Origin of the sequence: Pseudomonas cuatrocienegasensis, assembly GCF_900110925.1 — a bacterium.
GTDB classification, from domain to species: Bacteria; Pseudomonadota; Gammaproteobacteria; order Pseudomonadales; family Pseudomonadaceae; genus Aquipseudomonas; species Aquipseudomonas cuatrocienegasensis.
In genome coordinates this window covers 45,512-62,920 of sequence record NZ_FOFP01000022.1, presented here as the reverse complement: position 1 = coordinate 62,920, position 17,409 = coordinate 45,512, and the positions used below count along the sequence as shown (strand labels likewise).

Sequence of the window (17,409 nt, the reverse complement as noted above, 5' to 3'; positions counted from 1 at the left end):
GACACGGGATGGCTGAAGGCTACCGCCTGAGCCTCCTCAATGCGCCCCGCTCGCCCCACCCAGCAAGGCACCCACAGGGCTAGTTCAACGAGCAGCGCGCGGCCGGATAATCACTGAATGGCGCGCTTACATTTATGGCCAACGGCCCAGGCGGCGCAGTCTGTAAGATGAGCGAGCGCGGCGGCGAGCTGCTCGCGGCGCCGGGGAAAAACCGGCACACACAAGGGATCTATCGTTGCGGGCGACGGCGTGCGACGAAACGGCAATAGCCCCGAGGAAACCAGACAATGCCCGCACTAAAAGTCGTGATTGCCGATGACCACCCCATCGTGCTGCTGGGCATGAGCCACATGATTCAGCGCGACGCCCGCTTTACCCTGGTCGGCGAGGCGGTCAGCTCGAGCCAGTTAATAGAGCTCCTGCACCAGCACCAGCCGGAAATCGTCATCACGGATTTCAATATGCCCGGCGACGAGGTCTATGGCGATGGCCTGAAGATGATTGAGTACATCATCAGGCACTTCCCGGCGATGCAGATCCTGGTGCTGACCATGCTTTCCAACAGCCTTATCGCGTCCCGGCTGGAAGCGTTGGGCGTTGGCGTCATTCAGAAAAACCACATGCAGGAAGAGATCGGCCAGGCCTTGAGCACCCTGAGCAAAAGGCGCAGCTATCAGCCGCCGACATCGCCAGCGCCCGAGGCAGACAATCCACCTCAGGCCGACACACTGTTTGCCAGCCTCTCGCCACGCGAGCTGGAAGTCGTGCGCCTGCTCGTGGCCGGCATGAGTGTCACCGACATCGCCCGGCAGCTCAGCCGCAGCAAGAAAACCGTGAGCACACAGAAAATTGCCGCCATGCGCAAACTGGGGGTCGACAGCGACATTGCGCTGCTGACCTACTGCATCGAGACCAAACTGTTCAATTAACGATCCGGGCCACCGCACGCCTAATGCTGGGCGACACCGGAACAATCAGTTTCGCAATGCCTGTGGGCGGCATTTGGCACTCCATCGCCGGCGTCATTAAACGCGCCGCTTACTGACCACAACGGCCAGGTAACAGTAGGATTTTTAATGAAGCACGATACCCGCCCGATAGGCGAATTGGCCCTCAGCTCAGTCCGGCAGAATCGCGGCCTGTTACTGCTCAGCGCCTTTTCGCTGGCCTGTACGGCGCTCATGACGTGGGGCATGGCCCGCCTGCTGGAAGAGGAAAACAACAAGGTCAATTACCACTTCGCCCGTTTGATGGCGGATGTACACGAGCACGAAACCTTCCTGCGCAATATCGCCTTGCGCTATCGCGAGGCCTTGCCGCCCGAGTCAGATATACCGCTGGCGGTGAAGCTCGACGCACAAGCGGGCGACGCCGAACGCGCGGTGTACCAGGGTCAGCAGTTTGTCGTCTCGCTTCCCTTCACCCTGGCGTTCAACAAGCGCTACAGCCTGGCAGATATGCGTGCGCCCATCGCCCTGGCGGTGCGCCTGGCCGACTACTACGGCACCTACTGGGCCAACGCGGAGTACACGGCGCCTCAGGTGCTGCTGTTCTCCCCCGAAAACCAGTTCTCCATCGCGCTGCCAGCCGCCGGCTACCCTGCAATGGCCAGGCCCCTGGCGCCCGAGAACTACCTGCCGCTCAGCGATGGCATCTACCAACGGCTGGTGGCACAACAAGCGGCACTGAGCGAGCCGCAGGTGCTCTGGGAGAAAATCAGCCCGGCAGGCAGCGACAGACTTATCGCCTCCATCGGTATCAATCTGGCGGGCACCACCCTGCCCTCGCCGAGCGAGAGCGTGCAGGGCATTCTGACCTCACGCCTGGATATGGATCAGATCGAAGATGTGCAGCGGATTCTGGAGCGTTCGATCTACGACAGCTTCACGCTCATTTCCCCTGGCGGCAAGGTGCTGCTGGGTAGGGCAGACGGCAAAGAGCAGCTACCCGAAGGGCTCAATTTAGGGCGTGACGGCATCAACGTCAGAGTCACCACCCACCAGGGGCCTGCGTGGACCGGCATCTACGTCATCCACTATGCAACCTTTCTGCGCGTCGCCAAATGGCCAATAGTGGCGCTGGCACTCACTCTGCTGGGCTTCTTCGCCTGCACCTGGCTGGCGAACCGCTGGTACCGCTCGCGCGTCGTATTACCCGCGCAGCACGCCCATCAAAGCCTGGTGGAAAGTCAGACGTTCATTCGTGATGTCATCGATGCCTCGCCCACCGGGTTGTCCTTGATCAGGCGCAACGACCGTCACGTATTTCTGAAGAATCAGAGCGCCCAGCAATGGGGCGGCACCACGCAGCTATTGGACCTGATCGAAAACCAGCCCGAGTCCGCCGAGCTGTGCATGAAAGTGGGCGAACGCTACCTGCAGGCGTTCTTTGTGCGCTCGCGCTACCGCGGCGATGACGTGCTGCTGTGCGCCTTTATCGACATCACTCAGCACCACGCCGACAACACCGCCCTGGCCGAAGCGAAAAAGAATGCCGACCACGCCAGTGAAGCGAAGACGCTGTTTTTGGCCACCATGAGCCATGAACTGCGCACCCCGCTGTATGGCGTGCTTGGCAACCTCGAACTGCTCGGCCTGACCGACCTCAACCCACGCCAGCGGGCGTATTTGCAAACCATCCAGAGCTCGTCCGCCAGCCTGTCGGGCTTGATCAGGGACGTGCTCGATGTGTCCAAGATCGAAGCCGGCCAAATCGCCCTGGAACCCGTGCCGTTCAGCCCGCGGGAACTGGCCACGACCTGCCTGGCGGCGATCCGCGCCCATGCCAGCGCCAAGGGTTTGCAACTGGACATCGAGATCGACGAGCACCTGCCAGCGCGCCTGCTGGGCGACCCGATGCGCTTGCAGCAGATCATTGCCAACCTGCTCAACAACGCGCTGAAGTTCACCGAGGTGGGGCGCATCAGCCTGCGCCTGAGCGTCATCGAACAGCAGGATGAGCACGCCACCCTATGCTGGCAGGTGGTAGACACCGGCATCGGCATCTCCCGCGCGCAACAGGCCTGGTTATTCAAACCCTTCTATCAGGTACCGGGCAGCTCGCAGCGAACCGGGGCCGGCCTGGGCCTGTCCATCTGCGCAAGCCTGAGCGAATTGATGGGCGGCCGTTTACGGGTGGTCAGCGAGCCGGGCCTGGGCAGCAAGTTTTCCCTCGAACTGGCAATGAAAATCATGCCAGAGGCACAGGACAGCGCAGGCACGGCAACCAACCCCGCACAACCCATCCACCTGCGCATCCTGGTCGCCGAAGACAACCCGATAAACCGGGCCATTCTGCAGGAGCAACTGAGCGCTCTGGGCGCCCGCGTGGAGACCGTCTGCGACGGCGCCCAGGCGCTGCAGCGCTGGCAGCCTGATGCGTTCGACCTGATCATCACCGACGTCAATATGCCCGTGGTCAACGGCTATGAACTGGCCAGACAACTGCGCGAACGAGGCGCGACGCTGCCGATTATCGGCGTCACCGCCAATGCCCTGCGTGAGGAGGGCCAGCGCTGCCTGTCGATGGGCATGAACGCCTGGATCGTCAAGCCCCTGACCCTGGACAGCCTGCACGCCACCTTGCTGAAGGTGTGCCCGGACTGCCAGGCGGCGCCGCAACCCGTTACTGCCCCACCTGATGGGGCGCTGACGCTGAGCGGCTTCTCAGCACAGATGCAGGCGCTGTTCGTCAGCACGATGGCAACTGACATCGCCACTGCCCGCGACGCACTTGCCAGCGCAGACGCCAGCAGGCTGATTCAGTACCTGCACCGCATGAGCGGCGCTTACGCGGCCGTGGGCGCTAACGAAATTGCCGAGCAGTGTTTCAGCCTGGAAGCAGCCATTAGCGATCAGACACTCACCGCTGAGCTGGCCAACAGAACGGATATATTGCTGCATCAACTCAGCGCTCAGCTCAAGGTCTGAGCCGACGAGTTGAGCACGTGAGGGGCACCTGAGGGACGTGCCCCTCCCGCAACGGCGCTCGCCGGACAATAGGTCTGGTTTCAACAGACCCTATTTTTGGCGTGAGAGCGGCAAGATCGTCGGCATATGGCCTCTGACTGACAGCTTGCCGCCCACCCCTTATTGCCCCCCGCAAGCCTGCGCAAATGATAATCTACCGCATTGCCATCCCGACCTGACTGCATCGTTCGCTCATGACCACACCGACCGCCCTGTTACCTCTGTCACGCGTGCTGGTGGTGGACGATCACCGCAAGATTCGTGAGCCATTGGCCGCCTACCTGCGCAAGCAGGCATTCGATGTACGCACCGCTGACAGCGCCGAAAGCATGTGGCAATTGCTGAGCAGCCAGCCCTTCGACCTGATCGTGCTCGATGTCATGCTGCCAGACGGTGACGGCTTCGACCTCTGCGCCCGCCTCTACCAGTCGAGCCGGACTCCGGTGATTTTACTGACCGCGCGCGACACCCCCGCCGACCGCATCCGCGGTCTCGACCTGGGCGCGGATGATTACCTGGCCAAACCGTTCGAGCCGGGTGAGCTGGTGGCGCGGATCAACAGCGTTTTGCGGCGCAGCGCCCCACACACTGCCACCCCTCGAAAGACACCGGCCGAGCAGGCAGCGACGCGCCACTACCACTTCGCCGATCTGGCCTTTGTTCACCCCGCAGGCGACCTGACCGACAGCAGCGGCAACAGCACTCGGCTGAGCACGGCGCAAGGGCGTCTGCTGCAGGTATTTCTCGAATGCCCGCAGCAGCTCCTCGACCGCGGGCGGCTGATTGAGCTCACCGCCCAGCCAGGCAGCGAGGTGTACGACCGCACCATCGACCGCCAGGTCAGCCGCCTGCGTCGCACCCTGGCAGAGATTGCCGGGCAGGATGACCTGCTACGTACGGTCTGGGGCGGTGGCTACATGCTGGTGGCTGATGTGACGCAACGCCAACCATGAAGCTATGCCAACGCTTGTGGCCACAGCGCCTCGCCCACCAACTGATTCTGCTGCTGGTTCTGGCACTGCTGATGGCTCACGCCCTCAGCATCCTGTTGCTGCAGCGCAACGGCGCCCTGATCCACCCGCTGTCGCGCGAGCGGGTGCTGGAGCAGCTGAGCACCGCCTACCTGGCGGTCGAAGGCCTGACGGAGGTCGAGGCTCAGCGGTTACTGGGGGTGATGGGCAGCGAGCAGTCGCGCTTCTGGGTCGGGGCCAAGGCCGAGGTTGAGCCCTTCGCGATGCACCCCGAAGAACAGCGCCTGGCCACCGAACTGGCGGCGCGCCTGAATCGCCCGCTGAGCAGCATCAGCCTGCAACTGGAACGCGAGCACGGCGGCCCGGCCCGTGAGGACGTGCTGAGCCGCGCGGGCTGGGCACCGCTGCGTCTGCGCAGCACACTTGAGCTGCCATCGGGGCAATACCTCAACGCGCGGCAACACCCCAGCGGGGCTTACGAATGGAGACGCTTGCTGGCCTACGCCCTGCCGGTCAGCACACTGCCGATTGTGCTGATCCTGCTGTTCTTCGCGCTGCGCGTCGTACGCCTGTTCAGGACCCTGGCGAGCGCGACCGAGCAGATCAGCCGTGGCGACTGGTTGGCCAGGTTGCCGCAGTCCGGCCCGCGCGAGGCCCAGGAGCTGACCACCGCCTTCAACCTCATGCAGGAGCGCCTGGCCCGGCATGTCGAGGGGCGTACCCAGATGCTCGCCTCACTCAGCCATGACCTCAATACACCGCTGACCGAACTGCGCCTGCAACTTGAGCTGGTAGCCGACGACGCCCTGCGCGAGGACCTGCTTGAAAGCCTCGACGAGCTGCGCCAGATGGTCGCCGAAACACTGCACTTCATCCGCGACGAATCCATACAGGAAGCGACCTCACGGGTATCACTGAACGCATTGCTCGACGACCTGGTGTGCCGTTATCAGACGCTGGGTAAGCCTGTGACCTGGGTAAACGGCGAGACGCTCTTTTGCCGCGGGCGTCCGCTGGCACTCAAGCGGGCACTCACCAACCTGATCGACAACGCCTTGCGTTATGCCGGCGATGCCAGGCTCAGCCTCACCCGCAAGGGGCGCGACCTGCACCTGGAAATCCTCGATCACGGCCCAGGTATCGACCCCGCCGCCCTTGGCCAGGTGTTCGAGCCGTTCGTGCAACTGCAGGCCCGCGACGGCCTTGGTGTGGGCCTGGGCCTGAGTATCGCCAGGGCCTGCATCCAGGCCCATGGCGGGACACTCACCCTGGAGAACCGTCCACCTGCCGGGCTGTGCGCAGTGGTGCGGTTACCCGCCGATACGGCCTGATTGCACCCAGGCAGCTTCGGCTCAGAAGTCCAGCGAGGCGCCGAGCCAGAAGGTACGACCATAGTTGACGGTGCCGTAGGTTTCATCGTCCAGGCGCTTGTTGGTCAGGTTGTAGACCGCCGCATTGAGCGTCAGGGCATCGGTCAGCGCGTAGGACCCACCGATGTCGGCCGTGGTATAGGCTGGTGCCGTATCGGCGTCTAGAGTCGCCTGGTATTCCTTGCCGTAGTAGTTCAGCGCGGCCCAGGCTTGAGTCTTGCTGCTGAGGTCCCAGTCGGCACGCAGGCTGGCCTTCTGCTCCGGGGTCAAAGCCAGGGGCGCACCCTGGTTGGCACCGCTCTTCTGCTCCGAGTCCAGGTAGGTGTAGTTGCCCTTGAGTGCCACGCTGGGTAGCGCTTGCCAACTGCCATTGAGCTCCAGCCCGCGGATCACCGCCTTGTCCAGGTTGACCCGCTCCATTACGGTCAGCCCTTCCCACTGTTCGCTGGTGGTGATGGTCGACAGCTTGTCTTCAAAGTCGTTGTAGAACAGGGTGGCGCCGGCTGACAGGTCATCACGGTTCGACCACATGGCCGAGATTTCGTAGTTGGTGCTGCTCTCCGGCTTGAGGTCGGGGTTGCCGAACATCACGAAACGATTGCGCCGAATGACCGCATAGCCGTCGATCACCGCCCGCAGTTCAGGCGCCTTGAATCCCCGCGCCACACCGCCCTTCAGAGTCCACTGCGGCGACAGGTGCCAGACCCCGTAAATGCGCGGATTGATATGGCTGCCGTACTGCTCGTGGTGGTCCAGGCGCATGCCAGTGGTCAGGGCGAAATCATCGGTGATCGACCACTCGTTTTCCGCGAACAGGGCCTTCTGCACCACCGAGTACTCCTCGTTCTCGCGCTCACGCGGGGTGTCGCGATTGGCCTGGTTCCAGTCGGTCAGGGTGCCCTCGTTCCACTGCACGCCCGTGGTGGTGATGTGTGCAGCGGTGGGGATCACCAGCTTGCCGTCGAACACCCGGTTGCGGACTTGCGGCTTACGCCCGAAAACATCGCTCTGCGCCGGCGTAGCCTTGCCCTCACGGCTGCTGGTTTCTTCGGCGAAAGACAGGGTCGAATCCGCCCAGCCCCAACGCCCCTCATGGGTCAGCGACCAATGATCACGCTCGTTGTTCTGCTCGCGGGTGGACCAGTTGGGGCTCAGGCCGTCGCCGTTCTTCAGACGCGTGGCGCCAGCTTCTAGGAGGATGTCGTGGTTCTCGGTCGGGGTTAGGGCCAGGCGTGCGGTCAGGCTCTTGTTGTCGGACTTGGCGAACCCTTCGTTCTCCACGGCACCCTCATCGGCCTGACGGTCGAGGTAGTTACCCCACACTTGCAACCCCAGCACCTCGTTGATCAGCGGGCCATTGAGGTAGAACTGAGTGTTGCGGGCATTGCCCTGGTCGCTGTGCTGGCGGGCCGAGTAATCGTAGGAAAGCGTGCCGCCCCACTGCGGCGAAACCTTGCGGGTGATGATATTGATCACCCCGCCGATGGCATCCGAGCCATAAAGTGAAGACATGGGCCCACGCACCACCTCAATACGTTCGATGGCCGCAACAGGCGGCACAAAGCTCTGCTCGTAACCGCGGTTGCCGTTGACCCGCGCATCACGCGCGCTCTGGCGTTTGCCGTCGACCAGGATCAGCGTGTAGTCGCCGGGCATGCCGCGAATCTGGATATCTGTCTCGTTGGCGCCACCATTGACGACCACACCCTGCACGTCGCGCACGGCATCCCCAAGGTTCTGTACCGAGCGCTTGCGCAGCTCATCGCCCTGGATGACCGTGATGGAAGCCGGCGCATCCTCCTGGCTCTGCTCGTAGCCGGAAGCGGTGACCACCATGTCCTGCAGGTCCAACGTATCGGCCTGGGCCAGGCCGCTACTGGTGATCAGGCAAACGATGGCCAGCCGGGTGGCAGCCACAACAGGGCGATAGGAGAAGGGGGCGTGCATAGGGGCTCCTTAAGAATTAATTTCAAAGGAGAATCGTATGCATTAGCGGAGCCGAAGGTTGGACAAGATGTGACAGGCATAACCGCCTGTTCAGGAACTTCCTCGTAGGGGTTCAGGCTCAGTCCAACGCCCCCGCCACCAGCACCCGCCCCTGATCATCCATCACCCCGCGCAAGCCCACGCCATAGGCGCGGAACCCAAGCCGGCGGCTGTGCAAGCGGTAATCGCGGCAGTCGTGATGATGCCCGTGGAAGCTGCGCGAAACGCCCAGGCTGGCGGCCAGTTCGTCGAGCACGGCAAAACCGTGGGGGTGGCAACTGGGTGCTTCGTGGGTCACCAGAATATCGGCGCGGCTGCCAAACAGCTCAGCCAGGTCGCTGGGGAACAGGGTGCTGCGGTGTTTGCGCGGTAACCCACCGCGCCACAAATTGCCCTGGCCGCAGTGGCTGGCGAAGGCCTTGGGCGTGAGGTAGCGCCAGTGTTCGGGGGGCATCCACACCTGACCACGAAACACCCCGCCCACCCCGGCAATGCGCACCCCGGCGACCTCGACGACTCGCCCGTGCAGGTTGCGCCCAGCCAGGGTCGAGCCAAACAGATTGTCGTGGTACAGGTCCGAGTCGGTGTCGTGGTTGCCGTGGATAAACCAGACCTCGGTCAGATCGAGAATCGACGCCAGCTCCACCTCCAGCGGCCGCCGTGCCTGGATATCACCCAAGAGTACGATGGCCGCCGGGCGATGCGCATGCACCGCGGCCAGGGTGGCGCTGAAGTCCCCATGGGGGTCGCCCATAAACAGGATCAGCGGTGCGTCAGTGGCTGGCTCGCTCATTGCGGGAACCGCGCTGGGTCGCTGAAACAGGCAATCAGATGGTCGTAGACCAGGCGCACCCGCGGCGCCACCGGGCCGCGCTGCGGGCGGTAGATAAACAACTCCCAGGGCGGCGGCGCCAGCTCGGGCAACAGCCTGACCAGCTCACCGCGCTCAATGGCCGGCAGGGCCAGGTAGCTCGGCAACTGCCCAATCGCCAGCCCCGCCAGCACGGCATCGCGCTCGGCCTCAGGGTCGTCGCAGGTAAAGGCGGCGCGCTCCGGCTGCCAGACCACGCCATCACGAAACATCCATGGCCAGGGCCGCCCACTGCGCCGGTCGATCAATACCGACAGCGGCCAATGCGCCAGCTCATCCAGGGTTTGCGGGGCGGCATCACGCTGCAACAGCGTGGGGCTGGCGACCACATGCAGCGGCACAGGCGCGACGGCGCGAGCGATATAGCGGCGGTCGCGGATCAGCCCCACGCGCAGGCCGATATCGATCTGCGCATCCACCGAGTCGGTAACCTGATCATCCAGGCGCAACTCCACCTGCAGGTCTGGGTGCTCGGCCAGCAATGGCTGCAAGAAACGCAGCAGGAACAGCCGGCCCACCGCATGGGGGGCGGTAATGCCAACCCGTCCTGCCAAGCCATGGTCGGCGTTGCTGCCGGCCTGACGAAAAAGTTGCTCGAAGCGCTCCAGCGTTCGCGCCGCGTCGCGCGCCAGTTGCTCGCCAAAGGCGGTGATATGAATCTGCCGAGTGCTGCGATGGAACAGCACCTCACCCAGCTCCTGCTCCAGCGCCTTGACTGCACGGGTCACGCCCTGGGGCGAAATGCCCAGACGGCTGGCCGCCTCGCGAAAGCTGCTGGCCTGCGCGGCGACGCAAAAGATGCGCAGCATGTCCATACGGTTCAACACACAGGTGGCCTTTAATTCCAAAAATGGGAATAGCCTAATCCTATCCCTTCCATTCTCTGCTGCCCAGCAACTCGACATACTGGCTGCACGGGGCGCATCCAGCCCCATCACTTCTGGAGATTCAAGCATGAGCAACAATATCGCCGGTAAAGTCGTGGTCATCACCGGGGCCAGCAGTGGCCTGGGCGAAGCCACCGCACGCCACCTCAGCGGCCTGGGCGCCAAAGTGGTACTGGGCGCGCGGCGCAAGGAGCGCCTCGACAGCCTGGTCAGCGAGCTGACCGCAGCCGGCGGCCAGGCAGTGGCTTACGCCACCGACGTGACCGATGCCTCGCAGGTCAACGCGCTGATCCAGGGCGCGCTGGACAGCTTCGGCCGGGTCGACGTACTGATCAACAACGCCGGTCTGATGGCCATCGCGCCCATGAGCGAGACCAAGGTCGAGGAATGGGACCGCATGATCGACATCAACATCAAGGGCCTGCTGTATGGCGTAGCCGCCGCCCTGCCAGTGTTCCAGCGGCAGAACAGCGGTCACTTCATCAACATCGCCTCGGTGGCCGGGATCAAGGTCTTCAGCCCAGGCGGCACCGTGTACAGCGGCACCAAGTTCGCCGTGCGGGCGATTTCCGAAGGCCTGCGTCATGAGGTCGGCGGCAGCATTCGCACCACCACCATCGAGCCGGGCGCGGTTGATTCAGAGCTGAAATACGGCAGCGGCCACGCCCAGAGCCGCGATTTCGTGGTCGAGTTCTACAAGCAGGCAATCCCGGCCGACAGCGTAGCGCGCGCGATTGCCTATGCCATTGACCAGCCGGCAGACGTGGACATCAACGAAATCGTCCTGCGCCCAACCGTGCAGGACTTCTAAGGCGCCGAGCCCCGGCGTGGCAGTAGCCACGCCGGTCAGGTGGCTAGCGCTGTCCATCCCAGAACTTGCCATCCAGGGGCCGTACGCGCGCCGCTTCAGCTTCATCCAACCCCTGGCCAGCACCGATCTCGGCCTCACCGACTTCACGCAATTGCTGATCGGCCGGCCCATCACCACCGGGCTCGTCCGGGCCTCGCGCGCCGCTCTCATCGAGCAGGGTTTCCGGGCTCAGGTCATCCAGCGACACACCGTCCTCATGCACGCCTTCACCCAGGGTTTCGCCGCCGCTAAGCCCGGCCTCGCGCACGCGCTGCGCCTCCTCGGGCGCTACATTCGCCGCTGCGCCCGCACGCCCGTGTTCTTCATCAGCGCGCTCGTCGAAGTCCAGGGGATGAACCGCCCCCATGCGGTCTTCCAGGTCGTCAATTTCACGAGGGGTATCGCGAGTCAAGTCAGTAGCCATACAAGTCTCCATCCTATCTATAAGCGTGTAGGCGATGGACTGACCAGCCGGGGTAAAAATTCAGGTTAAAAGCAGCCCGTTGCCGTTCATCGAATCCATTGAACAGCCCGCAACCGGCACCAGTCGGTTACATACACCCTGCATCAATGGAGAACGACCATGCTGGCTCTCGACCCCAAAGCTCACAAAACCGTTTCACCCTCCCACAACGTGCACGGCATCGAACGCGCGGCGTCGATTGGCGGTGGCCTGCTGCTGATCGCCAAGGGCCTGAGCCATGGTGGCCTGAGTGGTCTGTTGAAGATTGGCCTCGGCGGTATGGGCCTGATGCGCGGCTTCACCGGCCACTGCGGGGCCAAGCGCGTTCTGCAGCAACGCCTGGCCAACCCTACCCGGCAGACCCCGGCCCAGGCCGCACAGTGCTGCGACACCACACCGATCCAGCCCGTCGTCAGCCCGCCCATGCCGACCTCGGCCGTGCCGGGTTCGACTGTCTAATCTACTCATAACCAGGAGCTCACCATGATCGAGACACCTCCCCGTATCGACCCGGACGCGCCCTTCAACGCCCATAACGTACAGGGCTGGGAACGCACGCTGTCCGTCGGCCTCGGCCTTGCCCTGATGGGTGTCGGCCTGGCGCGTGGTGGCCTGTTCGGCCTGTGCAAGACCACTATCGGCGGCGCCATGCTCGCCCGTGGCCTGAGTGGCCACTGCAGCGTGAAGAGCCTGCTCAACGACCCACAGGCCGAAATGCACTACCTCAAGGATGAGCTGCAAGCCGCCAAGGACAAGCTCGCTGGGCTGCTGGAAAGCGCCAAGCCTGGCGCCGCCCGCCCTGCGCCAGCCAGCGTTTCGGATCTTAACGGCAGCAGCACCGGCCTCGGCTAACCCCCACCACGTTTCACCCTGGCTGCAGACCGGCACTCGCCGGTCTCGCCACGCGTTAGGGTTCAGATTCCCCGCCACCTCGGCTGCAGGGTCTGTTCCCGTTTCGTTCGCGGCCGCGCCGGAGCCTGTTTTAGCGCGAGGCAAGGCACGAGATGCGAAGTTTAGTGGGCTAAATGAGCCATCGAGAAACGCCGCATCGCGCTAAAACGGGCCCGGCCCTTCGGGTTGCGCGAAAAATCTCGCCATGCGTTGTTGGAGGACTTGGCAAGGGAACAACCATTCCCTGCGTCCTCCGCCTAGCCTGGCGAGATTTTTCGCGGCAACGCGGCTTGCGACGAAACGGGAACAGACCCTAACATCGCCGCCCCCTGGCTCCGCCCCTCCCGGCACCTTTGCCGGGCGCGCGCCAACGCACCAACATAAAGCCAAAACTGTCTTCTCGGTCAGATTTGAGTGCATGCCTTCAAGACGGCTGCGCCCTGTTTGCGCCTGCAACCCCATAAACCCCGCAATACCACGCTTAAGGATGCTTGCCAGGTGCCCACAGAAGACTTGGCTTCGTTCTTGCTCTGGACCAAATGGTCTGGCCGAATAGACAGATTTAAAACTAATAATCTGCGAACCTAGGAGCACTCATCCGAATGAACCGTACCCTCTCTTCCCTGATCATGACTGGCGGGCTCCTGGCAGGCGGCCAGGCTGTAGCCGCTGACCTGATGCAATGGCAAAACAACAGCCTGACCTACCTCTACGGGCATGACTTCAAGATCGATCCGGAAATCCAGCAGACCATCACCTTCGAGCACGCCAGCGGCTGGAGCGTCGGCGACCTGTTCTTCTTCGTCGACACCATCAAGTTCAACACCGATGCCAAAAATGGCAACGGCGACGGCCACACCTACTACGGTGAGCTGTCCCCGCGCCTGAGCCTGGGCAAGATCTTCGACACCAAGCTGGCGTTCGGCCCGGTGACCGACGTGCTGCTGGCCATGACCTACGAGTTTGGCGAAAAAGACACCGAGGCCTACCTGATCGGTCCGGGCTTCGACCTGGCCATCCCTGGCTTCGACTACTTCCAGCTCAACACCTACCTGCGCACCACCGACGGCAGCCGCCCAGGCGACAACGTCTGGCAGATCACCCCGGTATGGAGCTACACCATTCCGGTGGGCGAGTCCGACATCGTTATCGATGGTTTCATGGACTGGGTCGTCGATAACGACGAGAACAGCCGTGGCGAATACCAGGCCAACCTGCACTTCAACCCACAGATCAAATACGACCTGGGTAAAGCACTGAAGTGGGGTGAAAAGCAGCTGTACGTCGGTATCGAATACGACTATTGGAAGAACAAGTACGGCATCAAGGACGACGGCCCTGTCAGCGCCTTCGTTGGCCCAACCGACCAGAACACCGCCAGCCTGCTGGTCAAGGCACACTTCTAAAACGCTAAACCCCCGGCCCTGTTGCATCCTCGGCCGGGGTGCTGCACCCTCCGTTCACCCCGCTTTCTGCCACCATCGACCAATTTCCTGAGCTCCTCTACCGTGGTTAACTGGCGCGAACTCCACCGCCAGACCTGCGCACAAGGATGGCCGATGACCACCCGCACCCTGCTCTTCACCTGCCTGGCCATGCTCGCCTTCGCCGGCAACTCAATACTGTGCCGCCTGGCGCTCAAAGCCACCGACATCGACGCCGCTACCTTCACCAGCCTGCGCCTGCTCAGTGGTGCGCTGATGCTCTGGTTACTGGTGCGTCTGCACCAGGCCAAGCGTCCAGCCGCCGGCAGTTGGCCGGCCGCACTGGCCTTGTTCAGCTATGCCGCCGCGTTTTCCTTTGCCTATATCAAGCTCGATGCAGGCACCGGGGCACTGCTGCTGTTCGGCGCCGTGCAACTGAGCATGCTCAGCTGGGGCCTGTACCGCGGCGAGCGCCTGGCAGCGCTTGCCTGGCTGGGCCTGGCGGCGGCATTTGCCGGCATCCTTGGCCTGCTGCTGCCAGGCGCCACGGCACCGTCGCTGGACAGCGCGGTGCTGATGATCCTGGCGGGCGCGAGCTTCGCGGTCTACTCCCTGCTGGGCAAGCAAGTGGCCGACCCGCTGGCCAGTACCGCCGGCAACTTTCTACGCTGCGTGCCCCTGGCTGCGCTGCTCAGCCTGCTGTGCTTGAGCGAGGCCCGTGTGGACCCGGCCGGCGCGCTCTACGCCCTGCTCTCGGGCGCCGTGGCCTCGGGCATCGGCTACGCCATCTGGTACACCGCGCTGCCTGGCCTGAAAGCACTGCAGGCATCCACCGTGCAGCTGAGCGTGCCAGTGATCACTGCGTTGGCCGGCACGCTGCTGCTTGGCGAGGCGCTCAGCCTGCGCCTGGTACTGGGCGGCGCGGCCGTGCTCGGCGGCATCGCCCTGGTGCTGGGGGCACGCCAGCGCCAGCATGCCCCAACAGTTGACGTTTCATCGCCAGACTAGGCGCAAGCCCCAGAGCGAAGCCTGTCTTTTGCTTGATGCAGCGTTTCTCGATGGCTCATTTAGCCCGGTAAACTTCGCATCTCGTGCCTTGCCTTGGGCTAAAACGGACTCCGGCCGGCCACAAACACAACGTCAATAGGCTCTAGACAATATGCAAACCCTGCCCCCTCGTTCCCGCCAACGCATGGTCCAAGGCCTGCTGAAAGCGCTCGACCAGTACATCGATCTCTGCGGGCAGGATCAATAACGGTGGCAGGAAGCGCACTACAGCGCCATGGCGTCCACCCAGTTCCAAAATAATGCCCAGCTTCAGGCACTGCTGCTGGATGGCTTTAGCCAGCGCCGCATCGGCTGGTGGTACTCGACTGCCATTGGCAGCACCGACGACCTCCACGCCGACCATCAGGCCACGACCACGTACATCGCCCAGGCAAGGGTAGTCGCGCTGCAGCTGACGCAATTGAGTCATCAGGCGATCCCCCATAAGGGCGGCGTGAGCAGGCAGGTTTTCGCTCAGAATGTGGCGCAGTGTTGCTGCACCCGCGGCCATCGCCATCTGATTGCCACGAAAGGTGCCAGCGTGGGCACCGGGCTTCCAAGTATCCAGCTCCTCACGGTAAATCAGCACGGAGAGCGGCAAGCCACCGCCGAGAGCCTTGGACAACACCAGAATATCGGGCTCGATATTCGCCTGCTCGAAAGCAAACAGGCTGCCGGTACGGCCCAGACCGGTCTGCACCTCATCGATGATCAGCGTTACGCCGTGTTTACGGGTCAGCTGGCGCAGGCCCTGCAACCAGCGCACAGGGGCGGGAATTACGCCCCCCTCACCCTGTACCACCTCCAACACCACAGCAGCGGGTGGCAGCACACCCGATTCCGGATCGCTCAGCAGCTGCTCGATATAGTGTAAGCCTGCATCTATACCCGCCTCTCCCCCCAACCCGAATGGGCAGCGATAATCATAGGGGTAAGGTAAAAACTGCACCTCTGACATCGCCGCGCCCATCGCGAGCTTCGGCCCCAGATTTCCCATCAGGCTCAATGCGCCGTGGGTCATGCCGTGATAACCGCCGGAGAAGGACAAGATGGGCTTGCGCCCGGTAGCGGTACGCGCGAGTTTGAGCGCCGCCTCTATCCCATCGGCACCGGTCGGCCCACAAAACTGGATCCGCGCCTGGCGGGCGAAGCCTTCGGGCAGCGCTGCGAATAGCTCTTCGACAAAACGATCCTTGACCGGTGTCGTCAAGTCCAGGGTATGCAGAGGCAAACCGGCGTCCAGCGTCTGCCGCATGGCGGCAATGGCTACCGGATGGTTATGGCCAAGGGCGAGGGTCCCGGCTCCAGCTAGACAGTCCATAAACAGCTGCCCCTGGGTATCACGAACATAGATCCCATGCGCTTGCTGCAATGCCAAAGGAATGCGCCGCGGGTAGGAGCGCGCATTGGACTCACGGGCAGCCTGACGCTCCAGGTAGGGATTGGGGTTTAGCTTGCGAGGCCCTTGCTGGACAAAATTCTCAAGGGTAAAAGTGCCGCAGGACGGATGCAGGCTCTGAATAGGTTCCATGATGTTTTTCCCTAGGCAATAACAGAAAGCTTGCCGATGTTTAAGCTCCAGCCCTTACCGATAGCCGAAGAGACGTTCAAGAATCGCAGGCCTGGCGCGTAATACTCAGGCTTCGCTCGAACAGCGCGAGCAACTCGGCTTGCTGTTCAAATACAAAGAAATGACCTCCCGCAAACAGCTGGGTATGGCAGCCCGCACGGGTCTCCTCGGCCCAACCATCGAGCAGTGAAAGCGGTACGCTGGCATCATCTCGCCCCGCCAATACCTCGATGGGACAGTCCAGGCGCTGGTGCGGTGAGTAACGGTAATTTTCACACAGGGCGAAATCAGCCCGGATGATCGGCAGGAACAGCTCCAGCCACTCGGCGTTATCGATTAACGCCTGGGGCACACCGTTCATGCTGCGGATAACCTCAAGAAAGGCCGCATCCGGCAGCTCCGCCAGCCGCTCCCGCCAGCCGTGGGCCATGGGCGCTGTACGCCCGGAAACCAGCAAGCGAGTGGGCGACAATCCCATCTGCTGTAAACGTCGCGCTGTTTCAAACGCCAATAACGCGCCCATGCTGTGCCCAAACAGCGCGAACCTTTCGGCCTCTGCGCTGGCCTTTGCGATGTCGGTAGCCAGGCACTCGGCTAACTCGACAATTGAGTGCGCAGGGGGTTCGCCGAAGCGTGCCCCACGTCCTGGCAACTTGATCAGCGCCAACTCAATGTTGGCAGACAGCAGCGCCCTCCAGGGGTGAAAGACCGTATGCCCAGCCCCCGCGTAAGGAAAGCAATACAAGCGCTGCTCGGCCTGCGCACTCCCTCGCGGCAAAACCGAAAACCAAGTGCTGGCAACGGTCTGCATCAGCGCTCCTGAGCCTGCATCGCCTGGCGCAGACTGAGCGGACGCATGTCGGTCCAGACCGACTCGATATAGGCCAGGCACTCTTCCTTGCTGCCCTGTTTTCCTATGCTGCTCCAGCCTGCCGGAAGCGCCTTGTAATCAGGCCAAATGGAATACTGCTCTTCGTGATTACGTACGACCAGAAAGCACGTATCAGGGCTGTCCCAACTCATTTTCCACTCCTCTACTGATGGTTAATGTGAGCGTCCTTACCAGCACCACCGACGTTAACTGGCGAGGTAAGCACAGGCTAATACAATT

General features: G+C 62.7%; 16 protein-coding genes. 9 read left to right on the top strand and 7 right to left on the bottom strand.

The genetic code is table 11. The features are described from left to right. Positions 1 to 287 precede the first annotated feature (287 nt). The 4 genes from BMW49_RS21850 (at position 288) to BMW49_RS21835 (ending at position 6,270) form a co-directional block, all read left to right on the top strand. Positions 288 to 929 carry a response regulator gene (locus tag BMW49_RS21850; protein WP_069520174.1) on the top strand — a complete coding sequence of 214 codons (642 nt, stop codon included), beginning with the start codon at positions 288 to 290 and terminating at the stop codon, positions 927 to 929. Between the two features lie 147 nt (positions 930 to 1,076). Then, positions 1,077 to 3,929: a hybrid sensor histidine kinase/response regulator gene (locus tag BMW49_RS21845; protein WP_069520172.1), complete on the top strand. Its 2,853-nt coding sequence runs from the start codon at positions 1,077 to 1,079 to the stop codon at positions 3,927 to 3,929. Positions 3,930 to 4,162: 233 nt separating this feature from the next. Further along, the gene (locus BMW49_RS21840) at positions 4,163 to 4,921 is read left to right on the top strand and encodes a response regulator (protein WP_069520170.1); all 759 of its coding nucleotides are present in this window, start codon (positions 4,163 to 4,165) and stop codon (positions 4,919 to 4,921) included. Further along, complete coding sequence (locus tag BMW49_RS21835) at positions 4,918 to 6,270, top strand: sensor histidine kinase (RefSeq protein WP_069520168.1); 1,353 nt, start codon at positions 4,918 to 4,920, stop codon at positions 6,268 to 6,270. Before BMW49_RS21840 ends, BMW49_RS21835 begins: the two co-directional genes overlap by 4 nt. Before the next feature lie 21 nt (positions 6,271 to 6,291). Here the strand turns inward: BMW49_RS21835 and BMW49_RS21830 are convergent, their stop codons facing one another. The 3 genes from BMW49_RS21830 to BMW49_RS21820 form a co-directional block, all read right to left on the bottom strand. Further along, positions 6,292 to 8,256, bottom strand: coding sequence for a TonB-dependent receptor domain-containing protein (locus BMW49_RS21830; protein ID WP_069520166.1), 1,965 nt, complete (start codon positions 8,254 to 8,256; stop codon positions 6,292 to 6,294). A 118-nt stretch (positions 8,257 to 8,374) separates the two neighbouring features. Then, positions 8,375 to 9,088, bottom strand: coding sequence for a metallophosphoesterase family protein (locus tag BMW49_RS21825; protein WP_244168391.1), 714 nt, complete (start codon positions 9,086 to 9,088; stop codon positions 8,375 to 8,377). Continuing rightward, complete coding sequence (locus tag BMW49_RS21820; RefSeq protein ID WP_069520217.1) at positions 9,085 to 9,993, bottom strand: LysR family transcriptional regulator; 909 nt, start codon at positions 9,991 to 9,993, stop codon at positions 9,085 to 9,087. The genes BMW49_RS21825 and BMW49_RS21820 overlap by 4 nt, the downstream gene beginning before the upstream one ends. Before the next feature lie 127 nt (positions 9,994 to 10,120). Here BMW49_RS21820 and BMW49_RS21815 point away from each other — a divergent pair, with 127 nt between their 5' ends. Continuing rightward, a complete protein-coding gene (locus BMW49_RS21815; protein WP_069520164.1) occupies positions 10,121 to 10,864 on the top strand; it encodes an SDR family oxidoreductase in 744 nt (247 codons plus the stop codon). 43 nt (positions 10,865 to 10,907) lie between these two features. Here the strand turns inward: BMW49_RS21815 and BMW49_RS21810 are convergent, their stop codons facing one another. After that, positions 10,908 to 11,327, bottom strand: coding sequence for a phosphotransferase system, HPr-related protein (locus BMW49_RS21810; RefSeq protein WP_069520162.1), 420 nt, complete (start codon positions 11,325 to 11,327; stop codon positions 10,908 to 10,910). 159 nt (positions 11,328 to 11,486) lie between these two features. Here BMW49_RS21810 and BMW49_RS21805 point away from each other — a divergent pair, with 159 nt between their 5' ends. The 4 genes from BMW49_RS21805 to BMW49_RS21790 all read left to right on the top strand — a co-directional run bounded on the left by BMW49_RS21805 (position 11,487) and on the right by BMW49_RS21790 (position 14,689). Then, positions 11,487 to 11,825 carry a YgaP-like transmembrane domain gene (locus tag BMW49_RS21805; protein WP_069520160.1) on the top strand — a complete coding sequence of 113 codons (339 nt, stop codon included), beginning with the start codon at positions 11,487 to 11,489 and terminating at the stop codon, positions 11,823 to 11,825. A gap of 24 nt (positions 11,826 to 11,849) precedes the next feature. Further along, positions 11,850 to 12,218 (top strand): YgaP family membrane protein, encoded by a 369-nt coding sequence (locus tag BMW49_RS21800; RefSeq protein ID WP_069520158.1) that lies wholly within the window; start codon positions 11,850 to 11,852, stop codon positions 12,216 to 12,218. Between the two features lie 641 nt (positions 12,219 to 12,859). Next, positions 12,860 to 13,663 (top strand): outer membrane protein OmpK, encoded by an 804-nt coding sequence (locus BMW49_RS21795; protein WP_069520156.1) that lies wholly within the window; start codon positions 12,860 to 12,862, stop codon positions 13,661 to 13,663. Positions 13,664 to 13,816: 153 nt separating this feature from the next. Then, a complete protein-coding gene (locus BMW49_RS21790) occupies positions 13,817 to 14,689 on the top strand; it encodes a DMT family transporter (RefSeq protein ID WP_069520155.1) in 873 nt (290 codons plus the stop codon). Positions 14,690 to 14,831: 142 nt separating this feature from the next. Here BMW49_RS21790 and BMW49_RS21785 read toward each other — a convergent pair whose 3' ends face one another. The 3 genes from BMW49_RS21785 to BMW49_RS21775 form a co-directional block, all read right to left on the bottom strand. Beyond that, positions 14,832 to 16,259: a diaminobutyrate--2-oxoglutarate transaminase gene (locus BMW49_RS21785; RefSeq protein WP_069520153.1), complete on the bottom strand. Its 1,428-nt coding sequence runs from the start codon at positions 16,257 to 16,259 to the stop codon at positions 14,832 to 14,834. Between the two features lie 76 nt (positions 16,260 to 16,335). Then, a complete protein-coding gene (locus BMW49_RS21780; RefSeq protein ID WP_069520152.1) occupies positions 16,336 to 17,109 on the bottom strand; it encodes a thioesterase II family protein in 774 nt (257 codons plus the stop codon). Further along, complete coding sequence (locus BMW49_RS21775) at positions 17,109 to 17,321, bottom strand: MbtH family protein (RefSeq protein ID WP_069520151.1); 213 nt, start codon at positions 17,319 to 17,321, stop codon at positions 17,109 to 17,111. The genes BMW49_RS21780 and BMW49_RS21775 overlap by 1 nt, the downstream gene beginning before the upstream one ends. Between the last annotated feature and the right edge of the window lie 88 nt (positions 17,322 to 17,409).

Excerpts from the sequence above, each read along its gene's own strand:
- BMW49_RS21805 (WP_069520160.1), top strand. The coding sequence starts at position 11,487 with ATGCTGGCTCTCGACCCCAAAGCTCACAAAACCGTTTCACCCTCCCAC.
- BMW49_RS21845 (WP_069520172.1), top strand. The coding sequence starts at position 1,077 with ATGAAGCACGATACCCGCCCGATAGGCGAATTGGCCCTCAGCTCAGTC.
- BMW49_RS21775 (WP_069520151.1), bottom strand. The coding sequence starts at position 17,321 with ATGAGTTGGGACAGCCCTGATACGTGCTTTCTGGTCGTACGTAATCAC.
- BMW49_RS21830 (WP_069520166.1), bottom strand. The coding sequence starts at position 8,256 with ATGCACGCCCCCTTCTCCTATCGCCCTGTTGTGGCTGCCACCCGGCTG.
- BMW49_RS21810 (WP_069520162.1), bottom strand. The coding sequence starts at position 11,327 with ATGGCTACTGACTTGACTCGCGATACCCCTCGTGAAATTGACGACCTG.
- BMW49_RS21850 (WP_069520174.1), top strand. The coding sequence starts at position 288 with ATGCCCGCACTAAAAGTCGTGATTGCCGATGACCACCCCATCGTGCTG.
- BMW49_RS21800 (WP_069520158.1), top strand. The coding sequence starts at position 11,850 with ATGATCGAGACACCTCCCCGTATCGACCCGGACGCGCCCTTCAACGCC.
- BMW49_RS21785 (WP_069520153.1), bottom strand. The coding sequence starts at position 16,259 with ATGGAACCTATTCAGAGCCTGCATCCGTCCTGCGGCACTTTTACCCTT.
- BMW49_RS21795 (WP_069520156.1), top strand. The coding sequence starts at position 12,860 with ATGAACCGTACCCTCTCTTCCCTGATCATGACTGGCGGGCTCCTGGCA.
- BMW49_RS21835 (WP_069520168.1), top strand. The coding sequence starts at position 4,918 with ATGAAGCTATGCCAACGCTTGTGGCCACAGCGCCTCGCCCACCAACTG.
- BMW49_RS21825 (WP_244168391.1), bottom strand. The coding sequence starts at position 9,088 with ATGAGCGAGCCAGCCACTGACGCACCGCTGATCCTGTTTATGGGCGAC.
- BMW49_RS21790 (WP_069520155.1), top strand. The coding sequence starts at position 13,817 with ATGACCACCCGCACCCTGCTCTTCACCTGCCTGGCCATGCTCGCCTTC.
- BMW49_RS21840 (WP_069520170.1), top strand. The coding sequence starts at position 4,163 with ATGACCACACCGACCGCCCTGTTACCTCTGTCACGCGTGCTGGTGGTG.
- BMW49_RS21815 (WP_069520164.1), top strand. The coding sequence starts at position 10,121 with ATGAGCAACAATATCGCCGGTAAAGTCGTGGTCATCACCGGGGCCAGC.
- BMW49_RS21780 (WP_069520152.1), bottom strand. The coding sequence starts at position 17,109 with ATGCAGACCGTTGCCAGCACTTGGTTTTCGGTTTTGCCGCGAGGGAGT.